Here is a 2359-nt window from a genome sequence, read left to right on the forward strand (position 1 = left end):
GCGACGCCCAGCCCCCTTCGCACCTCGGCCCTGCCCCTCGGGCAGGAAGCACCGCACCCCATCGATCCGCCGACGATGTGCACGTCGAACTCGGCCAGTCCCTCGGTTGGCACCCACAGCTCCAGGCCGTCTGGCCTCCCACCCGCCGGACGGGGTAGCGTGAGGCGAACCGGCTTCCACACGGAAGCGGGTGACGTGCCCCTCACCGTCGCGTGGCGGGATCCACTCCCGGGCGATCCGCGTCCCGCGGTCCTCGTTCAGGACGGCGTGGAAGACGGGCTGCCCAGGGCGGGTGCCGCGGCCACTCCCGCCAGCCGGAATCCCCGTCCAGGGCGAGTTCCTCGGGCCGGTGGGGCACCACAGGGTCGTCGCCTCCGACCTGGTCACCTCCTTGACGAGCCTGGTTCGGCGGGAGCTTAGGACGCCCGTGCCCGAGTCCGCACCGGCTTTTTACCGGGCCGAACGAAAATCGGAGCACTCACCGGGAACACCTATCCTCAGAGAAGCGTTCTCACAGGTGAAGCACCTCAGACCGACCCCGACCCCAACTCACCCACAGAGTCTGTGCGAAGCTTCCGAGATCACCTCAAGACCATGCGCGGTTGTACGCGTTCGTGTCGGCAATGGGGGTTTCTGACACGAAACCATCGCTACAACCGCCTTCCCAGCGGCCAGACCGCACCTAGTGCGTAGGCCGCGCGGTCGGGTTCCACGTTGGGGGACGTGGGACCCGGCCAGGCTTCAGGGGGGCGCGCCTCAGGGCGCGCCCCCCTTTTTTCTGTGCCGGGGCCGCCCGGAACCGCCCTCACCAGGAAACGGGCCGAGTGCGGCCGCGGGTGAAGGCGTCGAGGGCGCCGAACGGACGTCCGCCACGTGGCCGGAGCCCCGCCCGATACGGGCCGATGGCGGTCAGGTCTGCGGCTCCAGGGGGTGGGAGCCCGCGCGGCGAAGTGACGGCGGCAGGGGTGTGGAGGCATCGGGGGCGGTGGCGAACTTCGATCAGCCTCTCTTGTGCACCCCCGTGAGGAGTGGTTCGCGGACCCACCACCGCCGGGAACGGTACGATGCGCCTGCGTGGGAGGGAGACCGTGATGACGCATGGCGGAACGGCCGGCGGACGGCCGACGATGGCCGACGTCGCGGCGCACCTGGGCGTCTCCCGGCAACTCGTCTCCCTGGTCCTGGGCGACCGGCCCGGCCCCAGCGCGGCCACCCGCGAGCGTGTGCTGCGCGCCGCCGAGGAGCTCGGCTACCGCGCCGACACCGCGGCCCAGCTGCTACGCCGGGCACGCAGCCGCCAGGTGGGGGTGCTGTTCACCATGGAGCATCCGATGGACGCCGACCTGGTCGAGGCCCTGTACCCGGAGGCGGCCCGGCTTGAGTACAGCGTGGCTCTGAGCGCGATGCTCGCCAACCGCACCGAGCGCCAGGCGATCGACGAACTCGTGGGGTTGCGCTGTGAGGCGCTGGTTCTGATCGGGATGTCCGCACAGGCCCCGGAGGATCTGGCCAGGGTGGCCGAACGTGTGCCGGTGGTGGAGATCGGGCAGCGCACCAACGCGGTCGGGACGGACAGTGTCCGTACCGACGCCGTGTCCGGTGTGCGACAGGCGGTCGACCACCTGGTCGCCCTGGGGCACCGGCGGATCGCGCACGTGTACGGCGGTGATCTGCCCAGTGCTCCGGAACGCAGAGCCGGTTACCTGGAGGGCATGCGGGCGCACGGGCTGGAGGACTGCGTGGACCTGGTTGCCGGCGCCTACACCGAGGAGGCGGGGGCGCACGCCGCGTCGGCGCTCCTGGCCCGGGACTCCCTGCCCACGGCCGTGGTGTGCTGCAACGACCAGTCGGCGCGCGGTCTCATGGAGACCCTGCTGCGCGCGGGCCGTTCCGTGCCCGGGGAGGTGTCCGTGGTGGGATACGACGACAGCCGCGCCGCCCGGCTCTCGTTCCTGAGGCTGACCTCGGTCCGCCAGGACGTGCACCGGATCGCCGAACTCACCCTCGGCGCGGTGGCGGAGCGTCTGGAGGAGGGACGCACGGAGAGCACGCACGTGCTGCTCCCCACCACACTCACCGTGCGGGAGAGCACCGCTCCCCCACGAGCTTGACGACCACGCGCCGCGCTCCGACCCCTCAGAACCCGTTGTGGCCCCGGATCGCTCTCGCCCCTGGATCCGAGACGCCCGCGCCCCCGTCCCGGCAAACAACCTCACCACAGCGCCCCTCGCACCCCGGCTGTCGCATCACCACCCGGTGTCTCCCCAGCACCCCAGCACCCCAGCACCCCAGCACCCCAGCACCCCAGCACCCCAGCACCCCAGCACCCCAGCACCCCAGCACCCCAGCACCCCAGCAC

General features: G+C 71.6%; 1 protein-coding gene. It reads left to right on the forward strand.

The annotated features are described in order from the left end of the window. The first annotated feature begins 1127 nt into the window (after positions 1–1127). Positions 1128–2111 carry a LacI family DNA-binding transcriptional regulator gene (locus KBX21_RS26235; protein WP_210844324.1) on the forward strand — a complete coding sequence of 328 codons (984 nt, stop codon included), beginning with the start codon at positions 1128–1130 and terminating at the stop codon, positions 2109–2111. Positions 2112–2359: the final 248 nt, after the last annotated feature.

This window comes from Nocardiopsis sp. B62, assembly GCF_018070675.1.
Classification (GTDB): Bacteria; Actinomycetota; Actinomycetes; order Streptosporangiales; family Streptosporangiaceae; genus Nocardiopsis; species Nocardiopsis prasina.

Coding starts and splice junctions, on each gene's coding strand:
- KBX21_RS26235 (WP_210844324.1), top strand. CDS start 1,128: ATGGCCGACGTCGCGGCGCACCTGGGCGTCTCCCGGCAACTCGTCTCC.